24 protein-coding genes (1 of these 24 only partly in view) are annotated in these 21,990 nt (G+C 66.5%); 16 read left to right on the top strand and 8 right to left on the bottom strand.

Features of this window, described 5'->3' with window-relative positions; genetic code table 11:
• Positions 1-37: 37 nt before the first annotated feature.
• The 9 genes from F816_RS0110840 (at position 38) to F816_RS0110800 (ending at position 8,564) form a co-directional block, all read left to right on the top strand.
• Positions 38-826, top strand: a complete 789-nt coding sequence (locus F816_RS0110840) for a VacJ family lipoprotein (protein WP_019594739.1) — start codon at positions 38-40, stop codon at positions 824-826.
• Entirely contained in the window at positions 823-1,347 is a 525-nt protein-coding gene (locus tag F816_RS0110835; protein WP_019594738.1) for a hypothetical protein, read from the top strand. Before F816_RS0110840 ends, F816_RS0110835 begins: the two co-directional genes overlap by 4 nt.
• The gene (mpl, locus tag F816_RS0110830) at positions 1,344-2,732 is read left to right on the top strand and encodes a UDP-N-acetylmuramate:L-alanyl-gamma-D-glutamyl-meso-diaminopimelate ligase (RefSeq protein WP_026333236.1); all 1,389 of its coding nucleotides are present in this window, start codon (positions 1,344-1,346) and stop codon (positions 2,730-2,732) included. Before F816_RS0110835 ends, mpl begins: the two co-directional genes overlap by 4 nt.
• Positions 2,729-3,364 (top strand): flavin prenyltransferase UbiX, encoded by a 636-nt coding sequence (locus F816_RS0110825; RefSeq protein WP_019594736.1) that lies wholly within the window; start codon positions 2,729-2,731, stop codon positions 3,362-3,364. The genes mpl and F816_RS0110825 overlap by 4 nt, the downstream gene beginning before the upstream one ends.
• Entirely contained in the window at positions 3,361-3,963 is a 603-nt protein-coding gene (locus F816_RS0110820) for an LON peptidase substrate-binding domain-containing protein (protein WP_019594735.1), read from the top strand. Before F816_RS0110825 ends, F816_RS0110820 begins: the two co-directional genes overlap by 4 nt.
• A gap of 57 nt (positions 3,964-4,020) precedes the next feature.
• Positions 4,021-4,410 (top strand): thioredoxin, encoded by a 390-nt coding sequence (gene trxA / locus F816_RS0110815; protein ID WP_018142101.1) that lies wholly within the window; start codon positions 4,021-4,023, stop codon positions 4,408-4,410.
• A gap of 199 nt (positions 4,411-4,609) precedes the next feature.
• A complete protein-coding gene (locus F816_RS0110810; RefSeq protein ID WP_019594734.1) occupies positions 4,610-5,551 on the top strand; it encodes an AEC family transporter in 942 nt (313 codons plus the stop codon).
• Positions 5,552-5,635: 84 nt separating this feature from the next.
• Positions 5,636-6,586 (top strand): IS481 family transposase, encoded by a 951-nt coding sequence (locus F816_RS14130; protein ID WP_081622695.1) that lies wholly within the window; start codon positions 5,636-5,638, stop codon positions 6,584-6,586.
• Between the two features lie 514 nt (positions 6,587-7,100).
• Entirely contained in the window at positions 7,101-8,564 is a 1,464-nt protein-coding gene (locus F816_RS0110800) for an amidohydrolase family protein (protein WP_019594732.1), read from the top strand.
• A 243-nt stretch (positions 8,565-8,807) separates the two neighbouring features.
• On the opposite strand, the gene F816_RS0110795 is transcribed toward F816_RS0110800, so the two are convergent.
• The 4 genes from F816_RS0110795 to thiD form a co-directional block, all read right to left on the bottom strand.
• Positions 8,808-9,626 carry a sulfite exporter TauE/SafE family protein gene (locus F816_RS0110795; RefSeq protein ID WP_019594731.1) on the bottom strand — a complete coding sequence of 273 codons (819 nt, stop codon included), beginning with the start codon at positions 9,624-9,626 and terminating at the stop codon, positions 8,808-8,810.
• A gap of 85 nt (positions 9,627-9,711) precedes the next feature.
• The gene (gene hemL / locus F816_RS0110790; RefSeq protein ID WP_019594730.1) at positions 9,712-10,989 is read right to left on the bottom strand and encodes a glutamate-1-semialdehyde 2,1-aminomutase; all 1,278 of its coding nucleotides are present in this window, start codon (positions 10,987-10,989) and stop codon (positions 9,712-9,714) included.
• A 105-nt stretch (positions 10,990-11,094) separates the two neighbouring features.
• On the bottom strand, positions 11,095-11,739 hold the full coding sequence (gene thiE / locus F816_RS0110785) for a thiamine phosphate synthase (RefSeq protein WP_026333234.1): 645 nt from the start codon (positions 11,737-11,739) through the stop codon (positions 11,095-11,097).
• Positions 11,729-12,517, bottom strand: a complete 789-nt coding sequence (thiD, locus tag F816_RS0110780; RefSeq protein ID WP_019594728.1) for a bifunctional hydroxymethylpyrimidine kinase/phosphomethylpyrimidine kinase — start codon at positions 12,515-12,517, stop codon at positions 11,729-11,731. Before thiD ends, thiE begins: the two co-directional genes overlap by 11 nt.
• Before the next feature lie 83 nt (positions 12,518-12,600).
• Between thiD and F816_RS0110775 the strand changes: the two genes are divergently transcribed.
• Complete coding sequence (locus F816_RS0110775) at positions 12,601-13,047, top strand: hypothetical protein (protein WP_019594727.1); 447 nt, start codon at positions 12,601-12,603, stop codon at positions 13,045-13,047.
• Between the two features lie 295 nt (positions 13,048-13,342).
• Here the strand turns inward: F816_RS0110775 and F816_RS0110770 are convergent, their stop codons facing one another.
• Positions 13,343-14,008 carry an HAD family phosphatase gene (locus F816_RS0110770; RefSeq protein WP_019594726.1) on the bottom strand — a complete coding sequence of 222 codons (666 nt, stop codon included), beginning with the start codon at positions 14,006-14,008 and terminating at the stop codon, positions 13,343-13,345.
• Between the two features lie 164 nt (positions 14,009-14,172).
• Between F816_RS0110770 and F816_RS0110765 the strand changes: the two genes are divergently transcribed.
• Positions 14,173-14,733 (top strand): RNA pyrophosphohydrolase, encoded by a 561-nt coding sequence (locus tag F816_RS0110765; RefSeq protein ID WP_018169060.1) that lies wholly within the window; start codon positions 14,173-14,175, stop codon positions 14,731-14,733.
• 20 nt (positions 14,734-14,753) lie between these two features.
• On the top strand, positions 14,754-17,021 hold the full coding sequence (gene ptsP, locus F816_RS0110760; RefSeq protein WP_018145288.1) for a phosphoenolpyruvate--protein phosphotransferase: 2,268 nt from the start codon (positions 14,754-14,756) through the stop codon (positions 17,019-17,021).
• Positions 17,022-17,057: 36 nt separating this feature from the next.
• On the opposite strand, the gene F816_RS0110755 is transcribed toward ptsP, so the two are convergent.
• Complete coding sequence (locus tag F816_RS0110755) at positions 17,058-17,570, bottom strand: CopD family protein (protein ID WP_019594725.1); 513 nt, start codon at positions 17,568-17,570, stop codon at positions 17,058-17,060.
• A 46-nt stretch (positions 17,571-17,616) separates the two neighbouring features.
• A complete protein-coding gene (locus F816_RS0110750) occupies positions 17,617-18,132 on the bottom strand; it encodes a peroxiredoxin (protein WP_019594724.1) in 516 nt (171 codons plus the stop codon).
• Positions 18,133-18,228: 96 nt separating this feature from the next.
• Between F816_RS0110750 and argC the strand changes: the two genes are divergently transcribed.
• The 4 genes from argC to erpA all read left to right on the top strand — a co-directional run bounded on the left by argC (position 18,229) and on the right by erpA (position 20,934).
• The gene (gene argC / locus F816_RS0110745; protein ID WP_019594723.1) at positions 18,229-19,284 is read left to right on the top strand and encodes an N-acetyl-gamma-glutamyl-phosphate reductase; all 1,056 of its coding nucleotides are present in this window, start codon (positions 18,229-18,231) and stop codon (positions 19,282-19,284) included.
• Between the two features lie 124 nt (positions 19,285-19,408).
• Entirely contained in the window at positions 19,409-20,071 is a 663-nt protein-coding gene (locus F816_RS0110740; protein ID WP_019594722.1) for a DUF6776 family protein, read from the top strand.
• Positions 20,068-20,502: a polymer-forming cytoskeletal protein gene (locus tag F816_RS0110735; RefSeq protein ID WP_019594721.1), complete on the top strand. Its 435-nt coding sequence runs from the start codon at positions 20,068-20,070 to the stop codon at positions 20,500-20,502. The genes F816_RS0110740 and F816_RS0110735 overlap by 4 nt, the downstream gene beginning before the upstream one ends.
• A gap of 57 nt (positions 20,503-20,559) precedes the next feature.
• Positions 20,560-20,934: an iron-sulfur cluster insertion protein ErpA gene (gene erpA / locus F816_RS0110730; protein ID WP_018145294.1), complete on the top strand. Its 375-nt coding sequence runs from the start codon at positions 20,560-20,562 to the stop codon at positions 20,932-20,934.
• An 89-nt stretch (positions 20,935-21,023) separates the two neighbouring features.
• Here the strand turns inward: erpA and F816_RS0110725 are convergent, their stop codons facing one another.
• Positions 21,024-21,990, bottom strand: the 3' portion of a protein-coding gene (locus tag F816_RS0110725; RefSeq protein WP_019594720.1) for an anhydro-N-acetylmuramic acid kinase. 170 nt of this gene lie beyond the right edge of the window; 967 of the gene's 1,137 nt are visible here — the last part of the coding sequence; its start codon lies beyond the right edge, outside the window; it ends in the stop codon at positions 21,024-21,026.

Here is a 21,990-nt window from a genome sequence, read left to right as displayed (position 1 = left end):
TGTGGCCGCTGCAGGCCCGATCAGAAAAAGGAATCACATGTCTGTTGTCTCCCGCTTGCGAACGGGCCTGCTGGTCCTGGTGGTCCTGGCCCTGACCGGCTGTGCGACGGTGCCCAGCGAGGATCGTCACCCCGACGACCCCTGGGAGTCCTATAACCGGGCGGTGTTTGAATTCAACCAGGATTTCGACGAGTCCTTGCTGCGCCCTGCGGCCGTGCAGTATCGGCGCCTGCCTCAGCCGGTGCAGACGGGGGTCGGGAATTTCTTCTCCAACCTGAATGATGTGGTCGTCCTGTTCAACAACCTGCTGCAGGGCAATCTGGAAAACGCTGCCTCGGACACGGGTCGGCTAATGTTCAATACCACCTTCGGGTTGTTCGGGCTGATCGATGTCGCCTCGCCGATGGGCCTCGACAAGAACAACGAAGACTTCGGACAGACCCTGGGGGCCTGGGGTGTGGCTCGAGGGCCTTATCTTCAGCTACCGTTCCTGGGCCCGAGCACGGCCCGCGATGCGCCTGCGCGCCTGGTGGACGGGTACGTTAGCCCGCTGTATCACACCAATCTGCGCGACGATCACCCGGGCTGGTGGGCCGGCCTGATCGCGCTGGATGTGATCGACATGCGGGCCGGGCTGATCTCCACCGAGCGCATGCTGGCACAGCTCTCCGACGACCCGTATATCGCGATGCGCCAGGGCTACCTGCAGCGTCGTGATTTCCTCGTGCGCGGTGGCATGTCGGACGAGGAGGCCGATGCCATGCTCGACGAGCTGGACGAGCTCGAGGCCCTGGAGGCGATGGAGGCCGAGGAGGCCGAGCATTGAACGGGCTTGCGGCGATGTTGAATATCCTGCGGCTGCGTGCCGGCCCGCAGGACTTGCCGGCGGATAACGGGACCCTGATCTTCTGGATCGGGATTGCCTTGATTGCCGGCATGGTGATCGGCATACCGTTGTACGGCTTCGGCCACGCGCTGGCGCTGAATGTGATGGACCTGGTAGTCCTGTATGCCTTCGTCGTGATCCTACTGAGTATCCGCGGCGTTCCCGACCGCTGGCGCCAGACCTTCATCGCGATGGCCGGGACCGGCGCGATCCTCGGCCTGTTGATGGCGTTGCTGATGCTGCTGGCGGGTGGCCCGGATCCGGGGCGGGAACCCGAGGACATTGCGACCGGCGTCGTGCTGGGGATGCTGATACTGCTCGCCTGGCTGTTGCTGGTGTTCGGCCATATCCTGCAGCAGGCGCTGGGGCTGGGCATGCGCCTGATCGGAATGCTGATTGCGTTGGGGTATGTGGTGGTCTCCAGCGTGATCACCCAGACCGCGATCGGGCTCTTCCAGTGAGTCCCAGGCATCTCCACATCCTCGGTATCGGCGGGACCTTCATGGGCGGGCTCGCCCAGTTGGCGCGGGCGCAAGGCTACACGGTCACCGGTTCCGACCAGAAGCTGTACCCGCCGATGAGCGACCAGCTCGAGCAGGCGGGGATTGCCTACCACGAGGGGCATGACCCGAGCATGCTGCCCCAGCAGGGCCCGGTCGTGGTCGGCAACGTGATGCGTCGCGGTATGCCGATTGTCGAAGCGGTGCTGGATCGCGGCCTGGATTACACCTCGGGTCCGCAGTGGCTGGCCGAACACATCCTGCGGGATCGCTGGGTTCTGGCAGTCGCCGGCACCCATGGCAAGACCACCACCGCCAGCCTGCTCGCCTGGATCCTGGAGTACGCGGGCATGAGCCCCGGTTTCCTGATTGGCGGCGTGCCGGGGAATTTCGGGGTCAGTGCGCGCCTGGGCGAGAGCCCGTTCTTCGTCATCGAGGCCGACGAGTACGACAGCGCCTTCTTCGACAAGCGCGCCAAGTTCGTGCACTACCGGCCGCGCACGCTGGTCCTGAATAATCTCGAATTCGACCACGCCGACATCTACCCCGACCTGGCCGCCATCGAGCGCCAGTTTCACCACCTGGTGCGCACGGTGCCGGGGCAGGGACGCATCCTGATGCCGTCCGCTGACGCGGCGCTGGAGCGGGTGCTGGAAATGGGCTGCTGGACCCCGGTGGAACGTCTGAGTATCGATCCGGATACCGGCGCGCCTACCGCACTGGCCGCGCGCGCCCTGAACCCCGAGGCCTCGGCCTTCGAGGTGCTGGCCGATGGCGTGGTGCAGGGGCGAGTGGAGTGGCCGTTGACCGGCCAGCACAACCTGGCCAACGCCCTGGCGGCGTTGGCTGCCGCACGCCATGCCGGTGTGCCGCTGGCGGCCGGTATCGCGGCGCTGCCCGAGTTTTCAGGGGTGCGCCGGCGCCAGGAACTGCGTGCCGAGATCGACGGTATCCGGGTGATCGACGACTTCGCCCATCACCCCACCGCGATCCGCCTTACCCTGGAGGGCCTGCGCGGGCAGGTCGTGCCAGGTGGGCGTCTGGTGGCGATCCTGGAGCCACGTTCCAACACCATGCGCATGGGGGTGCACGCCGATGCGCTGGGTGCAGCCCTGGCTCAGGCCGACGCGGTGCATCTGTACCATGCCCCCGAGATCGACTGGTCCACCGACGGCCTGCAGCAACAACTGGGTGACGACCTGGTCGTGTCGCGCGATATCGAATCCCTGTTGCAGGGGATTCTTGCCACGGTGCACGCTGGCGATACGCTGGTGATCATGAGTAACGGAGGCTTCGACGGGTTGCACGTGCGCCTGATCGACGCCCTGCAGGGAACCCCCGCATGAACGAGCGCCCGCGCAGCATCTCTCTGGCCCTGACCGGCGCCTCCGGCGCGCCCTATGGCCTGCGCCTGATGCAGTGCCTGATCGAGTCCGGGATCCAGGTGCATCTGATGCTGTCGAAGCCGGCCCAGGTGGTGCTGGGCCTGGAGACCGATCTCGAAGTGCCCGGACGCCCGGTGGAGATCGCACGCTACTTCAGCGAGCGCTATCAGGCGGCGCCCGACCAGATCCACTGCTACGGACCCGAACAGTGGACGGCCCCGGTGGCCAGTGGCTCGGCCGTGCCGGAGGCAATGGTGGTCTGCCCCTGTACGACCGCAACGGTTTCGGCGATCGCGACCGGCGCCTCGCGCGGGTTGATCGAGCGAGCCGCCGACGTCGTCCTGAAGGAGCGCCGAAAGCTCCTGCTGGTGGTGCGCGAGACGCCCTTCTCCGAGATCCACCTGGAGAATATGTTGCGCCTGGCGCGCATGGGGGCCGTGGTCATGCCGGCGAATCCGGCCTTCTACCATCGGCCGCAGTCCATCGACGATCTGATCGATTTCATGGTGGCGCGGGTGCTGGATCACCTCGACGTCGAGCACGCCCTGGTGCCGCGCTGGGGCGCGGCACCGATGCCGGGAGAGGATGCATGACCACGTTGCCACTGTTTCCGCTGAACACGGTGTTGTTTCCCGAGGGATTACTCCCCCTGCGGATCTTCGAGACCCGCTACCTGGACATGGTGCGGCGCTGCCTGCGCGACGATGGTCGCTTTGTCATCGTCGCCACGGAACCGGAGCCCGACTCCGGTGAGCGCCCGTCCGAGACCGACCCCTCCGTGGGCTTCCATGGTGTTGGTACCGAGGCGGTCATCGTGGACTGGGATCAGCGCCCTGATGGTTTGCTGGGCATCCTGGTCAAGGGCGAGGGACGCCGTGTGATCGAGAACGCGCGGCGGGCCGACGACGGCCTGTGGCTGGGCGATGTGGAGCCGTTGCAGGAGTATCCCGAGGTGAGTCTTCCGGTCGACTACGCCTCGCTGGCGGATTTGCTGGAGCGCTTGCTGGATCAGCTGGGTACGCCCTGGTCGCACCTCGAGCGGCGCTTCGATGACTCCACCTGGGTGGCGGCGCGCCTGACCGAATTGCTGCCCATCGATCTCGAGGTCAAGCAGCAGCTGCTGGAGGCGGACGACCCGATCGAGCGCCTGGAACGCCTGCGAGCGGCCATGCTCGCAGCATCGAAATCCTGAAAGCCTGCGGCGGGGCTGTTAAGGTTTCGGACCAAACTCTTAATCGGAGCCGCAAACATGGCCGTTCAGGAACTCACGCAGGACAACTTCGAATCCACCATCACCGGGAATGACATCGTCATCATGGACTTCTGGGCCCCCTGGTGCGGGCCGTGTCAGCAGTTCGCCCCGACCTTCGAGGAGGCCTCCGAAAAGCACTCCGATGTGGTCTTCGCCAAGATCAACACGGATGAGGAGCAGGGCATCGCGGGTGCGTTCCAGATTCGTTCCATTCCGACCCTGATGATCTTCCGCGAGCAGATCATCGTGTTCTCGCAGCCGGGCGTGCTGTCCGCCGGCCAGCTGGACGAGGTGCTGGGCAAGGTGCGCGAGCTGGACATGGAGCAGGTCCGTGCTGACGTGGCCCGTCAGCAGCAGGAACAGGAGCAGGCCGGCGGCGCCGCGTAAGCCACTCCGCACCGCTGCCCTCCCGCGCAGGACCAATCGTCCTGCGCCGCTAAACCCGGTGGAGCCTTGTGCTCGCCGGGTTTTTGCGTGTGGGATGCGCGTTACCCTCGTAGAATGACGCTTTGCGGGACGGATATCGCATTCGCCACGCAAAGGAATCTGCCACTCTGTCTCGGGCCCGAAAGGACGCACGCCGATCATGCTCACCGTGATGACCCAGATGGGGGCCTTGATTGTCGCCGGCGTGGTCTGGCGGGCCCTGCAACCCGGTGGTCTGGACGCGGATACCACCCGGCGGGTCCTGACCACCCTGGTCTACTACCTCCTCTTGCCAGCGCTGGTCCTGCAGGTGCTGTGGGTCGCGCCACTGGGTCTCGATTCCCTGCGCATCGCCCTGGTGGCCGGCCTTACGGTGCTGGCCATGGTGGGCGTTACCCTGCTGGCCTGCCGGGTCTGCATGGCCGAGCGGGCGGCGATCGGCGCGATGTTGCTGGCGGCCGCGTGGCCGAATGCCACCTACCTCGGGCTCCCGGTGCTGGACAGCCTGTTCGGCGAGGCGGGTCGCGCCGTCGCGATCCAGTACGACCTTTTTGCCTGCCTGCCACTGGTACTGACGCTGGGCGTGCTGCTGGCGCGGCGCTATGGCGATCCCGAGGCGGTGCGTCTGTATGGCGGCGGGAGCCCGGTGCGCGCGCTGGCGGCGGTACCGTCGATCTGGGCGGCGGTGGTGGGCGTGGCCCTGAATCTCGCCGGTGTCCCGTTGCTCGACTGGCTGGATGTCTTTCTCGGCTTCCTCGCCGACAGTGTGGCGCCCCTGATGTTGTTCTCGCTGGGTCTGGCGCTGGTCTTCAACCGTTTTCGTGGCCGGGATGCCCGCCCGCTGGCAGTCGTGGCGGTAGTGCAGTTGATCCTGGCCCCGGTCTTCGCGTTGGGGCTGGTGCTGTGGACCGGCCTCGAAGGGGTGCCCGGCATCGGTTCGGTGCTGGAGGCGGCGATGCCGGCGATGGTCCTGGGGCTGGTCTTTTGCGACCGCTTCCGCCTCGATACCGGACTCTACGCGGCCGCGGTCACACTGACCACGGCGCTGTCCCTGATCACCCTCCCGCTCTGGTTCGCCCTCGCCACGACGCTCATCGCCTAGGTGTGATCTCTCAATAGGTTGTCCACGGGGCGACTCCGAAGGATGCTGAGTTTGCCGACTGAGCTATTCCAAGGAGGACGCCCCGTGAACCTTCACCAAAATGCCTTAATGGGCCCGCGTGGTCGAGCGCGCATGGTCCGCTGTGTCCTGGATCAAGGCTGGAGTCGTCGGGCCACCGCGCGGGCCTTTGGCGTGGATCCCAAAGTGGTCAGCGGCTGGGTCCAGCGCTTCGAACAGGCGGGGTACGCTGGGCTGCAGGACCGATCATCCCGACCGCACAAGCAGCCGCGCCGAACGCCGCGCCGCATCCAGCGTCAGATCGAGGCCCTGCGCCGACAACGCTGGACGATGCAGCGCATTGCGGATTTCGTAGGGCGCTCGCGGGCCACCGTCGGCCGGATCCTGAAGCGCAAGGGTCTCAACCGCCTGAGCGCTTTGGAGCCGGCCGAGCCGCCCCGGCGCTATGAGCACGAACACCCTGGCGATCTGCTGCACCTCGATATCAAGAAGCTGGCGCGCTTCCGACAGCCTGGACACCGAGTGACCGGTGTTCGGGCCAAGGACTCCATCGGCGCGGGCTACGAGTACGTGCACGTGGCCATCGACGATCGCTCACGCGTCGCCTACAGCGAGATCTATCCGGCTGAGCGAGCCCAGGATGCGATCGCCCATCTGGAATCGGCTGTGCGCTACTACGCGGCCCTGGGGATCACCATCCGGCGGGTGCTGACCGACAACGGCCCCTGCTATCACGCGCGGGCGTTCAGCCAGGCCTGCCACCGGCTGGGGATCCGGCATCGCCGGACCCGGCCCTACACCCCGAGAACCAACGGCAAGGCCGAGCGCTTTATCCAGACCGCCTTGCGGGAATGGGCCTACGCCTTCTCCTACGCCACCTCGGAGGAACGCAAAGCCCACCTACCTCGATGGCTACATGACTACAACTGGCACCGTCCACACGGTAGCCTGAACAAACAGACACCCATCAGCGTCCTCGGCCTACCTGAGGACAACCTCGTGAGACTCCACACCTAGGGAAGCACTGATCAATGTACACACTCGCGTTGGTACCCCAGGTTTTCCGAGACAAGGCGCGTCGTGCAGCCGGTAGTGGTTCTACCGGCAAGGGCCGCAACGCAGGATCGGGGGGCCTGGGGTCCCAACCCTTAAGGGCTCGGCCGCTTTTGCGCGCGCACGGCTTGCGGCTCCCTTGTGCAGAGTGACTGCACGGCAGTCGCCGCGCCTTGTTCGCACGAAAAAGCGACTCGAGCGCGAGTGTGTACATTGATCAGTGTTTCCCTAGCCTTCGTTCGTCCGGCTGAAGGGTGAAACACCGGACGACGAGCCTGATGCAGCCAAAAGAGCGGCTGGTTCCGCCGGGACGAGTCGAACGCAAGTGCAGACGCATAATGAAACTGGCGCCAGGTCACGTGGGGTATTACGTGAATGCCGTGGCCTCGTTCGCCTTTGCTCAGGGGCGATTAAGGTCTTGTGTACGCAACAGTAATGAGCCGATGATCCGGTTTAAGAATTCGGTAAGGAAATGATCATGGGTACAAGCTGCTGTGCATCAAGCCCTACGGCCCATGGCATCAACCCTTGCCACTGTGGTGCATCCCATACCCAATCCGCCTTCCGCCGCATCGAGGCCGACCTGACCCGCCGACAGTTTCTGGGTGGTGCCGCCGCCGTGCTGGGCATGTTCGCGGGCTTTGGTCTCGCTCCCCACCCACTTGGCGCCCAGACACCGGGGCGGCCGCTGCTGTTGACCCGACTACGCCTGTTCGATGGTGAGACCCTTCGGATGCGCGATGACGTAAACATTCTGATCGAGGGTGACCGCATTGTGGCCCTGCCCTTGCTGGACCAGCGCCCTGAGAATGCCCAGGTGATTGACTGCGGGGGGCGTGCGGTTATCCCCGGCCTGATAGATGCTCACTGGCACAGCACCCTGGCGGGAGTCAGTCAGATGGCGGCCATGACTGCCGACGTGGGCTTCCTGCATTTGATGGCCGGCCGCGAGGCGGGTTCGACCCTGATGCGGGGGTTCACCACAGTGCGCGACGTGGGCGGTCCGGCCTTCGGTCTGAAGATGGCCATCGATCGGGGTGTGGTCACCGGCCCGCGTATCTTTCCCTCCGGAGCCATGATTTCCCAGACCTCTGGGCATGGTGATTTTCGACAGATCCATGAGCTGCCACGGATGCCGGGTACACCCGCCGGGCAAATGGAGACCAACGGTGTGGCTGCCATTGCCGATGGCGTCGACGAAGTTTTACGCCGCACTCGGGAGCAACTCATGAAGGGTGCCAGCCAGATCAAGATCATGGCGGGAGGTGGTGTCTCCAGCCTCTATGATCCCCTGGACGCGACCCAGTATCTGGAGGAGGAAATGCGTGCCGCGGTACGAGCCGCCGAAGACTGGGGTACTTACGTGTGTGCGCACGTTTACACCCCCAAAGGTATCCAGCGCGCCATCCGTTCCGGGGTGAGATCCATCGAACACGGCCAACTGGCCGACGAGGACACCGTGCGCATGATGTCGGATGAAGGCGTGTGGTGGAGCATCCAACCCTTCTTGGCGGATGAGGACGCCAACCCCCAAAGTGACCCCGCCTCTCAGGCCAAACAGCGCCAAGTGGCCGAGGGCACGGTGCGAGCCTTCGAGCTGGGCCGCCGGCACGGCGTACCCATGGCCTTTGGTACCGACATCCTCTTCAGTGCCGAGGGCGGAGCCAGCCAGGGCCGCCAGCTCGCCAAGCTCGCGCGTTTTATGTCCCCATTGGAGGCCCTGTACATGGCCACTGGCGCGGCGGGTAAGCTGCTGGGATTGTCCGGTGCTCGTGCGCCGTACGCCGGTCGCCTCGGTGCCATCACCGAAGGCGCGTTGGCCGATCTGCTGGTGGTGGACGGAGATCCGGAAACCGATCTGGACTGGCTCGATGAGCCGGCCGGCAGCCTGCGCCTGATTATGAAGGGCGGCACCGTCGTCAAGGACAGTTTGCCACGCTAGTGATACTGCTTCGATGGCGATCGGCGCCCTCAGGTGGCGCCTGCCCAGGCCGCATCGCCTGGATCAAGCCAACGCTTGCCCAGCGGCGCACAGGCTGATCCGGGAAATTTCGATAGGGGAAATGTGCTGCGCCGCTTCGCGGCACCAGGAATTCGTCGTAAGTGGGCGCTGGGCAGCATGCAGGCGAAAAGCACCGCAGGGTGCCAGGTGACGAACTGGCCCCAGGCGTGGTAAGGCGTGGTGCTAGCGGAGGAGCATGAGGATGCCGGCGAGGATCAGCACGCCGGCGAAGCCGCGGCGGAGGGTGGCCACCGGCAGGTGATGGGTCAGCCAGACGCCACCACGCACGCTGACGGCTGTGCCGATGACCACACCGAGGATGGCCGGCAGATAGAGATACCCGAGTGCCCACTCCGGCGCCTGGTAGGTCGGATCGGTCCACTGTGGGAGGGCGAAGACCAGGCTGGCGCCGATGGAAATGGGCACGCCCAGCGCGGCCGCCGAGCCGATGGCGCGGCGCAGCTCCAGTCCCTGGCTGACGAGAAATGGTGTGGTCAGCGTGCCGCCGCCGATGCCGATCAGCGACGAGATGGCCCCGATCAGCGTACCGCCGCCCAGCCAGATGCTGCGACGGGGTACGGGCGCCTCCGGCGGTTGAATGTTCAGCAGCATCCAGAGGCCGATGGCGAGCTCGAAGGCGCCGAAGATGCGACCCAGGTGGTCGGAGTCGATGCGCGTGGCCAGCCAGGCCCCGATCAGGGCGCCGATGATGATGCCGGGCAGCAGCCGGCGCACCGCGGCGCCGTCCACGCCCCCGCGGCGGTGGTGGGCACGGGCCGACAGGATTGCGGTGGGGATGATCGCGCCCAGCGAGGAGCCGACCGCCAGTTGCACCAGGCTGGCCGAGTCGAAGGCCAGCAGGCTGAACACGCCCACGAACACCGGCACCAGGATCAGCCCGCCACCGATCCCGAACATTCCGGCCGGGATGCCGGCGACCAGACCGAGGGTCACGAACAGCAGCCCCAGGCCAAGCGGCGACTGGGTCAGGGTCTCGAGCATGAGCGGGTCGGGATGATCGGGGCGTGAGGCAGGGACCGGGCCGACGGGTAGGGAGCCGGCCGGCCCGGCGAGACGGGAAAGGCGCTCAGAGCGCCTTGAAGCACTTGCGCGCCGCCTCGATGGTGGCGTCGAGGTCCGCGTCCGAGTGGGCGTTGGACATGAAGCCGGCCTCGAAGGCGCTGGGGGCCAGGTAGATGCCCTCGCCCAGCATCGCGTGGAAGAAGCGGCCGAAGGCGGCGGTATCGCAGGCGGTGGCGCCAGCGAAGTCGGTGACCTTCTGTTCGTTGAAGAACAGCCCGAACATACCCGGGACCTGGTTGGTGCTCACGGCCACGCCGGCCTCGCGCGCGGCGTCCTCGAAGCCCGCGACGACTTTCTTCGTGCGGGTTTCGAGCTCGTCGTGGAAGCCCGGCCGGCTGAGGATCTCCAGAGTCTTCAGTCCAGCCGTCATCGCGATCGGGTTCCCGGACAGGGTGCCGGCCTGGTAAACCGGGCCCAGCGGCGAGAGCTGTTCCATGATCGCGCGCTTGCCGCCGAAGGCCCCCACCGGCATGCCGCCGCCGATGATCTTGCCCAGCGTGGTCAGGTCCGGGGTCACGCCCAGATAGCCCTGGGCGCAGTTCTTCGAGACGCGAAAGCCGGTCATCACCTCGTCGAAGATCAGCACCGCGCCATGCTGGTCGCAGACCTCGCGCAGGGTCTCGAGGAAGCCCGGCTGCGGCGGGATGCAGTTCATGTTGCCGGCGATTGGCTCGACGATGATGCAGGCGACCTCGTCACCCTTCTCCGCGAAGAAGGCGCGCACGCCGTCGGGGTCGTTGTAGGTCAGGGTGCTGGTCAGCGCGGCCAGTTCCTTCGGTACGCCGGGGGAACTGGGCTGGCCCAGGGTCAGGGCGCCGGAGCCGGCCTTCACCAGCAGGGAGTCGCCGTGCCCGTGGTAGTTGCCCTCGAACTTCACGATGCGGTCGCGCCCGGTATAGCCGCGTGCCAGACGGATCGCGCTCATGGTGGCCTCGGAGCCCGAGTTGGTCATGCGTACCAGGTCCATCGACGGGACCAATTCGCAGACCTTCGCCGCCATGTCGTTTTCCAGCCGGGTCGGGCAGCCGAAGGACAGGCCGTTGTTGCAGGCCTCGCGCACCGCCTCGATCACCTCGGGGTGGGCATGGCCGGCGACCATTGGGCCCCAGGAGCCGATGTAGTCGATGTAGCGCTGGCCGTCGGCGTCCCACATGTAGGCACCGTTGGCGCGGTCCATGAAGATCGGGGTGCCGCCCACGCCCTTGAAGGCGCGGACCGGGGAGTTCACGCCCCCGGGGATGTGTTCTTTGGCGGCCTCGAACAGACGCTCGGTTTCCTGCATGACGGTGTCCCTGTGGTTCGTTGAATTCGGTAGGCCCGGCAACCATAGCGGCGGCCGCCGGGTCGTGCAAAGGGAACGCCGCGCGAGTGGCGTTTTCCGACCGCCTCAATCGAACAGCGCGCTGATACGGCGCGCGGCGGCCTCCGGATCCGGTGCATTGCTCACGCCCTGGATGACCGCGACCAGATCCGCGCCGGCGGCGACGGCCTCGCCCGCATTCTCCGGGGTGATCCCGCCGATGGCACAGATCGGGAGCGCCAGTTCGGAGCGGGCCTGGCGGATCAGGTCCGGTCCGGCATATGCGGCCGCGGGCTTGGTCGGGGACGGGAACATCGTCCCGAAGGCGACGTAGCTGGCGCCAGCGGCCTGTGCGGTCCGCGCGCGCTCCAGTTCGTTGTAGCAGGACACGCCGATCACCGCGTCGGGACCGAGGCGGTGGCGTGCAGCCACCGGGTCGGGGTCGTCGCGCCCCAGGTGTACGCCGTCGGCCTGGACGCGGGCGGCCAGCTCGGTGTCGTCGTTGATGATGCAGCGCGCGTCATGCGCGTGGGCGAGGGCGACCAGGGCACGGGCGATGGACTCGCGTTCTTTGCCCGCGAGGGTCTTGTCGCGGAATTGGATCAGGGACGCGCCGCCGCGCAGCGCGGCACCGGCGTGGCCAAGGTGGGCGGTGGGTGCATCCATCCCCTCGGGTACGGCCGGGGTGATGAAGTAGAGCCCGCGCAGGGGCGACCGGCTCTCAGTCGTCATGCGGGCACAGCCGGTTGGGGACGTGCTGGCCGTGACCCGGGGCGTAGCCACGGGCGACCGCGTCGTTCATGAAGGCCTGGGCCTCGATCACCGCCGGTTCCAGGTCGCGGCCGCGCGCCAGGAAAGCGGCGATCGCCGCGGCCAGGGTGCAGCCGGAGCCGTGGTAGCCGGCCGGCTGGCGCGGGAGCTCGAAGGGACGCATGTGCCCGTCCTCGCGGTACAGGCGGTTGCTGATGGGGTCGTCTCCACTCCCCTCGTGGCCGCCGGTGACCAGGACGTTGCGGGCGCCGAGCTGACGCAGTCGTTCCCCCCATTGCGCGGGGTCTTCGGTGCGTGCGAGGCGGGCCGCTTCCGGGCCGTTCGGGGTGATCAGGGTCGCGCGCGGCAGCAGGGCCTCGCGGGTGGCGTCGACCACGGCCTCGGTGGCCAGGGCCCCGCCACCGCCGGCGACCATCACCGGGTCCAGTACCACCGGGATATGCGGATGCGCGGCGAGCAGCGCGGAGACAGACGTGACGTTATCGACCGAACCCAGCATGCCGATCTTGATCGCCGCGACCTCGAGATCGGCCAGGGTGACTTCGATCTGGGCGCGCAGTTGTTCCGGGGGCAGCACGGTGAAATCCACCACGTTGCGGGTGTCCTGCACGGTAATCGCGGTTACGGCCGTCGCCCCGTGTACGCCAAGCCGGGTGAAGGTCGTGAGGTCGGCCTGCAGGCCGGCTCCGCCGCCGGGGTCGGAGCCGGCGATGGTCAGCGCGATCGGGGGGTGATTCATGAATGGGGGCTCCCGTGCTAAGGTTGCGCGCGCCCCGGCACCCCGGGGCGTTCTTTGTTCCGCATTCCGGGAGTGTACGCAGCATGAGCAGCGAGTTCGAAGTCGAGTCCCTCCGTCCCCTGGTGGCCGCCGCCCAGGCTGGCGGTACGCTGAATGCGGAGGTCGATCAGGCCCTCGCCGCCCTGGAGCAGGAGGTCAACCGGATCGCGGCGGAGCTGCAGGTGGAGCACGTGGGTCCCGGGGTGGGCATGGAGGACATGCAGGCCGAGCATGTCTATCGGCTGGTCATCCGTCAGCACGAGATCGATGTGACCCGCCACGAATGGAGCCTGTGGGTCTGCGATGCGCTGGACAACTGCGACTTCCGGGCGACCTGGCCGGTGACCGGTGCTGCGCGCCTGCGGCGCAAGCAGGTGGTGGCCGTGGTGCCGGAATTGGTTGCCGGCTATCGCGATGCGGTCGCGGCGGCCGGCAAGGCGGATACCCCTGCGGGGCAGCGCCTTGCCGAGATCGCCAGCGTCTTCAGCTGACGCCGTCGTCCAGGGAGACGCTAATCCATTCGCACGTCCGCGCTCGGGTCGAGTTTACTCGCTGACAAGGCGCGGTGAGCGAAGTGTAGCCGAGCTACATGAGCGAGCTGCAACGCCGCCAGCGGGGCCGAAGCCAGAAGGCAAAGGTGGCCGAGCCCTGAAGGGGTTGGGGGCCCATTGTCCCCGATCCTGCGTTGCGCCGCTTGACCGTAGAGTGACTACGGCACTGCGCACCGCGCCTTGTCTCGGGAAAAATGGGGCGCCAACGCGGACGTGCGAATGGATCAGCGGCTCCCTAGCGCAACGAGATGACTGGCCAGCTTTGGTTGTGAGCGTGCGCGGAAAGGGTCGGGTCCGGGTCCACTGCGACGGGGTGCCCCACACGTTCCAGTAGCGGGATGTCGTTGCGCGAGTCGCTGTAGAAACTGGCCTGCGCGATGCTGTCCTCGGGATCCGGATGATCCGCGAGGTATTGGCGCAGGCGTTCGATCTTGCCTTCCTGGAAGCAGGGTACCCCGGCCAATTCGCCGGTAAATTCTCGGTCCTCGCCTTCCTCCGCCAAGGTCGCGATCAGATGGTCCACGCCCAGCAGGTCGGCAATCGGCTGGGTGACGAACTGGTTGGTCGCGGTGATGATGACCAGCTCGTCACCGGCCTCGCGGTGTCGGGCCAGCAGGGGCGGGGCGCCGGGGGCGATCATTGGCCGGATCAGCGTGTCGATGAAGCGCTCCCTCCAGGCTTCGAGCTGCGCGCGCGGGTGTTCGGCCAGTGGGCTGAAGGCGAAGCGGCAGAATTCGTGGATGTCGAGGGTGCCCGCCACATACTCCTGGTAGAAACGGTCATTGGTCTCGGCGTGACAGGTCGGGTGGACGGCGCCCACCTCTGCCAGGAACTGGTTCCAGGCGTGATCGCTGTCGCCGGCGAGCAGGGTGTTGTCGAGGTCGAACAGGGCCAGGGCCATGAGGGTGCTCTCGGGTTGGCTTGGATCGGACGCGAGTGTACCGGCGGGCGTCGTCGGCTGCAGCCACAGGCCCCTTTTGGGGCCGGCACCGGAGGCATGGTAGGGGCTTTGCCGCCGGGGCACCGGCTGTGGAACAATGCCAGTAATAGAGAAGCGTCTGGCTGATGCAAGTGATTGATTGTGACGGGTATCGCGCAAACGTAGGCATCATCCTGTGCAACGCGGAACAGCAGCTGTTCTGGGGCAAGCGGGTCGGGCAGGCGGCCTGGCAGTTTCCCCAGGGGGGCGTGCATGCGGAAGAAACGCCCGAGGAGGCGATGTTTCGCGAGCTGCACGAGGAGACGGGCCTGTTCCCCCGGCACGTCGAGGTGCTGGGCAGTACCCGCCATTGGCTGCGCTACCGCCTGCCGGAGCGCATGGTCCGGCGCCATCAACGCCCGGTCTGCATCGGCCAGAAACAGCGCTGGTTCCTGCTGCGCATGGTCGGAGACGAGAGCGACGTGGTGCTGGATGCGATGGAAACCCCGGAATTCGATGATTGGCGCTGGATCGACTACTGGCGTCCGGCACGCGAGGTCGTGCACTTCAAGCGCCAGGTCTATCGCCGTGCGCTGTGCGAGCTGGTGCCGCTGATGTTCCCGGAGCTCGAGCAGGCGCGCGCGCGACGTTCCGGCCGCCGTGGCCCGGCCCAGCCCCAGCCCCGTTCGCCGGTGTCCTCGCGTTGACGGTCCCGAAGCAGCCCTCGATGCTCGAGGTCCTGCGCCGTGTGGTGCAGGAAGTGAACGGTGCCGCGGATTTCTTCGAGGCGCTGCATATCATCGTTACGCGGGTGAAGGCGGCGCTGGAGATCGATGTCTGTTCGATCTACCTGAAGTCGCCGCAGTCGGGGCGCCTGGTGCTGATGGCCTCGGAGGGTCTGCGCGAGGAGTCCATCGGGCAGGTCGAGATGGATCCGTCGGAGGGGCTGGTGGGTCTGGTTGCCTCGCGGGCCGAGCCGGTCAACCTTGACAGCGCACAGGACCACCCGCGTTTTCGTTATTTCCCGGAGACCGGCGAGGAACACTTCCTCGCGTTTCTGGGGGTCCCGATTATCCACCAGCGCAGCCTGCTGGGCGTACTGGTCGTGCAGCAGCACCAGGCGCGCAAGTTCGATGACGAGCATGTCTCCTTCCTGATTACCCTGGCGGCGCAGCTGGCTGGGGCGATTGCCTATGCCGAATTCAACGACGAGATCTCTTCCGAGACCCCGCTGATCGGGCATGTGAACGTTGAGGCCACCGGCATTGCCGGCTCGCCGGGCGTGGCCATTGGCCGGGCCGTGGTGGCCTACCGCCTGGCGGACATGGACTCCATCCCGGATCGCGAAGGCGCCGGGGTGGATCACGAACTGGAGCATTTCGGGCAGGCGGTGGCGGAGACCCGGACCGAGATCGAGGACCTGAAGCAGCGCATGGGCGAGGCCCTGGGGCCGGACGAGCAGGTGCTGTTCGATGCCTACCTGATGTTGCTGGGTTCCGACTCTCTGGTGCACAAGACCCAGACGCGCATCCGTAACGGGCAATGGGCCCCGGCGGCTTTGCGCGACACGGTGCGTGAGAGCGTGCGGGTATTCGAGGACATGGAGGACCCGTACCTGCGCGAGCGGGCGGCGGATGTACGCGATCTGGGTCGCCGCGTGCTGTCGCACCTGCTGCCGGCCGATCGCAGCCAGGACGAATTTCCCGATGGCGGCATCCTGGTCGGGGATGACCTGACCGCCTCGCATCTTGCGGAGGTTCCGATCGAGCGGTTGGGGGCCATGGTCTCGGCCAAGGGGACGGGTTCTTCGCACATCGCGATCCTGGCTCGGGCGCTCAACATCCCTGCGGTGATGGGCGTGTCCGAGCTCCCGGTGGGGCGCCTGGAAGGGCGCGAGATCCTGGTCGATGGGTATCGCGGGCGGCTGTTCGTGAACCCCAACGCCGAGCTGCGCGTGGAGTTCGAGCGCCTGGTGCGCGAGGAGCGCGAACTGGCGGAGGACCTGCGCGCGCTGGCCAAGGACCCGGCCGAGACCCGCGATGGCGTCGCGGTGCCGGTGCTCGCGAACTCGGGACTGCTGGCGGATATCAAGCCGTCGCTGGAGTCCGGGGCCGAGGGGGTCGGGCTGTACCGCACCGAAGTGCCGTTCATGATCCGCGACCGCTTCCCCGGGGAGGAGGAGCAGGTCCAGCTCTACGAGCAGGTGCTGGCATCTTTCGATCCGATGCCGGTGACCCTGCGCACCCTGGATATCGGCGGCGACAAGGCCCTGCCATATTTCCCGGTGAAGGAGGACAACCCGTTCCTCGGCTGGCGCGGGATCCGTATCTCGCTGGACCACCCGGAGATCTTCCTGACTCAGCTGCGGGCGATGCTCAAGGCGAGTCGCTCCCACGACAACTTGCAGATCCTGTTCCCGATGATCTCGGCGCTGGACGAGCTGAAGGGCGCGATGACCCTGCTCAACCGGGCGCGCGAAGAGTTGCTGGACGAGGGTTTCCGCATACCGATGCCGCGCATCGGGGTGATGGTCGAGGTGCCGGCGGCGGTGTACATGTCGGAGATGCTTGCCCGGCGGGTGGACTTCCTGTCCGTGGGTACCAACGACCTGGTCCAGTACCTCCTGGCGGTGGACCGCAACAACGCCCGCGTGGCGCATCTCTACGACACCCTGCACCCGGCCTGCATCCACGCGCTGGAGACGATTACCGACGGTTCGCACCGGGCGGGCAAGCCGGTCAGCGTTTGCGGCGAGATGGCGGCCGACCCGGCCGCGGTGATCCTGCTGCTGGGGATGGGGATCGACAGCCTGAGCGTCAGCGTGTCCTCGATCCCGCGGGTGAAGTGGGTGATTCGCAGCTTTTCCACCGACCGCGCCGAGGCGCTTTTGGCGCAGTGCCGGCTACTGGAGAACGCTGATCAGATCCGCTCACTGCTCAACAATGCCCTGGTCCAGGCCGGCCTGGGCGGGCTGGTGCGCGCCGGCAAGACCTGACCGCGGCGCTCACCCATGGCCGGCCGGGGGCGCAGCTCAGGTGCGGCGTGCCCGCCACAGCGCGATCAGCGCACTCAGGAGGAAGATCCCGAGCACCACGCCGATGGCGATGAGCGCATCCACGATGGAGCGGTTGACCACCAGCACGACCACGCCCACCAGGACCGGGACCGGGATCTCGTTGAACCAGCGATACCAGGTGTGATCGCGCCGGTTCCGGTCGTCGCGGAAGTCGTGCACGATCTTGCCGCACCAGACGTGATAGGCGACCAGGATCGCGATCAGCGTCAACTTGAAGTGCATCCACGGCTCGGCCAGATAGAACGAGCGATCCACCAGCATGATCACGCCGAAAAGGATGGTGATCAGCGCGCCGGGGGTCATGATCCCGTAGAACAGCTTGCGTTCCATGACCTTGAAGCGCTCGTGACCGAGGGCGTCCTCGGTCATTGCGTGATAGACGAACAGGCGCGGCAGATAGAACAGCCCGGCGAACCAGGTGACCATGAAGATCACGTGCAGGCTGAGGAACCAGTTATAGGCTTGCATGGAGGTCCTTCTCGGAAGCGGGTGCGGTGTCCCTGCGCGGGGCGGCTCAGGAGAGCCAGCGTTCCAGGTGGCGTTCGATCTGTTCGAAGTCCGGGTCGCCCAACTTCTGGTAGACGATGCGGCCATTCGGCGAGATCAGGAAGGTGGTCGGCGTCAGGCGCACGCCGCCGTAGGCCTGTGAAAAGGCGTCGTCGCTGTCGTGGATGACCTTGTAGGGCATTTCGCGATCTTCGCGCATGGCCTCCACGCGGTTGATCGGGTCGTAGGACAGCGCGACCGCCAGCAGCTCGAAGCCCTTGTCGGCGTAGGTGTCGTGCAGGTGGATCAGTTCCGGGATTTCGCGGATGCAGGACGGGCAGTTGGTTGCCCAGAAGGAGATCATCACCGGCCGGCCCTCGTAGTCTTCCAGGGCCACCGGCTCGCCGTCCAGGGTGGTGGCGGCGAAGGCCGGTGCCGGGCGCATGCCGTCGTCGGTCAACCAGATGGTCGCGGCGACGGCGACCAGCGCGATGATGAAGATGCCTCCGAAGATGGCCTTGCGGTCGATCCTGACTTTGCTCATAGGGGTGTGATCCGTTGATCGAATAGCCTGCATTTGTGGACTGGCCGAAACCGCGTGCGTTCCGTGGTCCCGGCCAAGGCGGTATCATGCCGCAGCATGACGAACGCAACCAACAGCAAACCTATCCGCATCGGGGTTGTCGGGGCCACCGGCTACACCGGCGTGGAACTCCTGCGCCTGCTGGCGCGGCATCCCGCGGCCGATCTTCAGGTGGTGACCTCGCGTGGCGAGGCGGGCACGCCGGTGGCCGATCTGTTCCCCAGCCTGCGCGGCGCGGTGGATGCGGTGTTCCAGGCCCCGGACGAGAATACCCTGGGGCAGTGTGATGTTGTCTTCTTTGCGACCCCGCATGGAGTAGCGCACGGATTGGCCGCGCCCCTGCTGGAGCGGGGGGTGCGGATTATCGATCTGTCGGCGGATTTTCGTATCCGTGATCCCGAGCTCTGGGCGCAGTGGTACGGACAGGCACATGGTGCGCCGCAGTATCTGGACGAGGCCGTGTACGGCCTGCCCGAGCTGAACCGGGCGCAGATTCGCGATGCGCGACTGATCGCGGTGCCGGGTTGCTATCCCACGGCGGTGTCGCTGGCGGTCCTGCCTCTGCTGGAGGCCGGTCTGGTCGATCCCCTGGACGTGATCGCGGATGCCAAGAGCGGGGTCAGTGGGGCTGGGCGCAAGGCGCAGATCGGCGGGCTCTTCGCCGAGGTGCAGGAGGACTTTCGTGCCTATGCCAGTGGCGGGCATCGGCATTGGCCGGAGATCCACCAGACGCTCAGTGGCGTGGCCGGGCAGTCGGTCGGGCTGATCTTTCAGCCGCATCTGGTGCCGATGACGCGCGGGATTCACGCGACGCTCTATTTGCGCCCGCAGGTGGCGGACGCGGACTGGCAGGCCTGTTTCGAGCAGCGCTATCGCGACGAGCCGTTCGTGGACGTGATGCCGCCGGGGGCCCATCCGCAAACGGCCAGCGTGCGCGGCACCAATCTTTGTCGCATTGCGCTGGCGCAGCCGCCGCATTCCGGGCGGCTGATGGTGCTGTCGGTAATCGACAACCTGGTGAAGGGCGCGGCCGGGCAGGCCGTGCAGAATATGAACCTGATGTTCGGCCAGTTCGAAACAGCCGGTCTTGACGGGCTGCCGGTTTTCCCCTGATGTCCTGGCCTGCCACATGACTACGGTTGTCCCGCGTCCCCGCCTGCCCCGGATTCCGCGCATTCCCGCGCGGCGGCGCAGCGGGTCGGGACGCCGCGGCGGGCGGTGGCGCGCGGGGCTGCTGATGCTGATCCTGTTGTTAGTGGCGGGCGGGGCCTGGCTGGTCGAGAACTGGCGCGAGGACATACGGGACACGGTCGCTGCGCAACGCGGAATCGAGGGCCTGCGGGATGACCTGGAGCAGGCGCTCGCCGCGCGCCAGGCGGCCGAGGAGGCACGCCTCCACGCCGAGCAGCAGCTGGAAATGAAGACCGCGGAGCTCGCGGCGTTTTCTGGCGACATCGAGCGCCAGGAGGCCGAGTTGCTGGAGTTGCGCGAGGACCTGGCGTTTTATCGGCGGCTTGCGGAGGGTGCGGGTGAAGATGCCCTGGGTATCCGGTCGCTGCAGTTGCAGCGCACGGGGCAGTCGGGCGTGTTTGATGTCGTGTTCCAGCTCTACCGCCCGGGTTTGAGTCGTTCGGTGGATTTGCGCTGGGCGCTGGAGGTCGAAGGCTATGCCAGCGGGGAAGAGGCGCTGTCCACCCTGGAGACCGACGCGCTGGGGCTGGAGAACGATCGCCTGGTCGAGGGGTTTCGGTTGTTGCGCAATCAGCGCGCCCGGATCCATCTTCCGGAGGGCTTCGAGCCGGTCGGGTTGACGTTGAGGGCGAGCGCCGCGAACGACGAGGATCTTGAACCGGTTTCGGAATGGGCCGACTGGGATCGCCTGCTGGAGAGTACGCAATGATGGGACGCAAACGAGGCCGCCGCGCGCGGAAAGTGGATACCCTGGTGGGGCGCCATACAGTGGTCCACGGGGATATCGAGTTTGGAGGCGGGCTGCATATCGAAGGCCACGTGATCGGGGATATCCGGGCCGCGACCGATTCGTCGGCCGTTCTGATTGTCGCGGGCGGGGGTGTGGTCGAGGGCCATGTCGCGGTTCCGCACCTGCTGATGAACGGCGAGGTGCGTGGCGATGTCCATGTCGGGGAGCACGTGGAGCTTGGCGAGACGGCCCGTCTGGCCGGTAACCTCTACTACACCGTGCTGCAGATGGCAGAGGGCGCGCAGATCGACGGCTTGCTCAAGCGGGTGGAGCATCCCCTCGAGGGCGAGCTGGAGGGGACGGGTGAGACCCAGGCCCTGACCAATCCCACGGAAGATGAGCATTCTTGACTCCGGGGCTCAGTCTTCCGTAGCGTGAATGAAAATGATTATTACAGGAGGCCCCGAATGTCCGAGCCCATGACGTCCGAAGCGGAACTGGACATCGAAATGCCCAGCCCGTTGATCTTTACCGATGCCGCGGCCACCAAGGTGAAGGGGCTGATCGAGGAAGAGAACAACGACAACCTCAAGCTGCGCGTATTCGTTAGCGGGGGCGGTTGTTCCGGCTTTCAATACGGCTTTACCTTCGACGAGACCGTCGGCGATGGCGATACCCTCGTGGAGAATGGTGGGGTGACCCTGCTGATCGACCCGATGAGCTTTCAGTATCTGGCGGGTGCCGAGATCGACTACTCCGAAGGTCTTGAGGGCGCGCAGTTCGTGATCCGCAATCCGAATGCCACCACGACCTGCGGCTGCGGTTCCAGCTTCTCGGTCTAAAGAGACGCTGAAAAGCGGTTAAGAAAGGGCCCGATCCGGCATTCCGGATCGGGCCCTTATTTGTTTCGGGTCGGGGTGAACGGCCCGCGCTAGTGGCCCCCGGGTGCCCGGGGGCCACCGGGGATGATGCACCCAAGTACGCGTGGGCCGCGCGCGCCGGTCACTTCCGGCAGGTTGCCGGGCTCGCCGGCCAGGGTTCGCGCGGCCAGCCAGGCAAAGGCGGCACCCTCCACCTGCTGTGGGGGGACCCCGTGGCGTTCGGTGGTCTCCACCAGGGTCGCGGGCAGGGCCTTGGCGAGGCGCTTCATCAGGTGGCGGTTGTGTGCGCCGCCGCCGCACACCAGCAAGCGGGCGGGCGGCTGCATGTGCAGATGCTCCAGCGCGTGCCGCACGCCCTCCACGGTCAGTTCTGCCAGGGTGGCCTGAATGTCCTCGGGCCGGGCTCGGTCCAGGCGGTCGCCAGACCCGGCACGGAGCCAGGCCGGCGAAAAGTATTCGGGCCCGGTGCTTTTTGGCGGAGGGCGCTGGAAGAACGAATCCTGGAGCAGCCGGGTCAGCAGTTCGGGGTCGGGCGTGCCGCTGCGGGCCCATGCGCCGTCATGATCGAACGGCGTCTGATGGTGGCGCCGATTCCAGTCGTCCATCAGCGTATTCGCCGGGCCGCAGTCGAAGCCGATCACGGGCTGACCCGGCTGCAGCCAGGTGATGTTGGCGATGCCGCCTAGATTGAGGACCGCGCGGGTCTCGTCCGTGGATCCGAACTGCGTCGCGTGAAAGCCGCAGGCCAGTGGTGCCCCCTCGCCGCCGGCAGCAATATCGCGCGGCCGGAACTGCGCCACGGTGTCGATGCCGGTGGCCTCTGCGATGCGGAAGGGATCGCCGATTTGCCAGGTGAAGGGCGGATCGGCGTCGGGGGCGTGGTGTACGGTCTGGCCGTGACTGCCAATCGCCCGGATCGCGCTCGGCGCCAGACCGGTCTGGTCCAGCAGGGCTTGCACGGTACGGGCGAACAGCATGCCGAGCCGCGCATCCAGCGCGCCCAGGTGCCGGTAGCGC

The sequence above is a fragment of the Thioalkalivibrio sp. ALM2T genome (assembly GCF_000381505.1).
GTDB lineage: Bacteria > Pseudomonadota > Gammaproteobacteria > Ectothiorhodospirales > Ectothiorhodospiraceae > Thioalkalivibrio > Thioalkalivibrio versutus.
The sequence above is the reverse complement of the archived record's forward strand: the minus strand, read 5'-3'. Positions and strand labels throughout refer to the sequence as shown.